Source organism: Rhodococcus sp. CX (assembly GCF_015865005.1).
GTDB lineage: Bacteria > Actinomycetota > Actinomycetes > Mycobacteriales > Mycobacteriaceae > Rhodococcus.
This window is the reverse complement of the sequence record NZ_JADZGH010000257.1, coordinates 37,254-38,236: the sequence shown is the minus strand read 5'-3', so window position 1 is coordinate 38,236 and position 983 is coordinate 37,254. Positions and strand designations below refer to the sequence as shown.

Sequence of the window (983 nt, the reverse complement as noted above, 5' to 3'; positions counted from 1 at the left end):
GTCGGGATAGTCGATCCAGTGGTACAGGCAGCGGCGGCGCAGTGCGTCGTGCAGGTCGCGACTGCGGTTGGAGGTGAGCACCACCACCGGCCGCCGGGTCGCGGCGAGGGTGCCCAGTTCCGGCACGGTGACGGCGAACTCGCCGAGGAATTCGAGCAACAGCGCCTCGAATTCGTCGTCGGCACGGTCGATTTCGTCGACGAGCAGCACCGGTGCGGTGGGGCCGCGGTGTCGCACGCACTGCAGGACGGGCCGCTCGAGAAGGAATTCCTCCGAGTACAGGTCGGCCTCGCGCAGGGTGTCGCCGCGGGATTCGGCGAGGCGGATGGCGAGCAGTTGCCGCTGATGGTTCCAGTCGTAGAGGGCTTCGCTCGCGGTCAGCCCCTCGTAGCACTGCAGCCGGATGAGCGGCGCGTCGAGTGCCAGGGCGAGTGCCTTGGCCGCGGTGGTCTTCCCCACTCCCGGTTCGCCTTCGAGCAGCAGCGGCCGGCGGAGTTCGACGGCGAGGAACAACGCCGTGGCGGTCCCCTCGTCGAGCAGGTAGTCGTGCGCGTCGAACCGGCGGATCACGTCGTCGACGTCGGTGAACGTCGGGGCCGGGCCGGGCACCGTCACGCCGCGTGCTCCTTCTCGTAGGCGCGGCGGCAACCGGGGCAGCAGAACCACACATCGGTGCCGTCGAGGTTCAGGTGCGGGGTGGAGTCGGTGACGGTCACGGTCATGCCGCACACCGGGTCGACGGCGGTGATCGGCTGCGGCGCGGACACGGGCGGTGCCACCTTGCCGCTGCGGATCGTGCGCACCACGTCCGCGACGATGGACAGGCCGATCTCCGCGGCGGTGCGGGCTCCGATGTCCAGGCCCGCCGGGGTGTGGATGCGGGCAAGTTCGGAGGCGGTGGCGTCGAGCTGCTCGAGGACCTCGGGCCCGCGCTTGCGGCTCGCGACCAGACCGATGTACGGGGCACCGGCGTCGAGGCCGGA

2 protein-coding genes are annotated in these 983 nt (G+C 70.9%); both read right to left on the bottom strand.

Features of this window, described 5'->3' with window-relative positions:
• Nucleotides 1-615: AAA family ATPase (locus tag I0Q12_RS34170; protein ID WP_374068810.1), on the bottom strand; the 615-nt coding region annotated here is incomplete at its 3' end.
• A partial coding sequence (locus I0Q12_RS34165) for an XdhC family protein (protein ID WP_231611598.1) occupies nt 612-983 on the bottom strand: 372 nt, incomplete at its 5' end. The genes I0Q12_RS34170 and I0Q12_RS34165, both read right to left, overlap by 4 nt.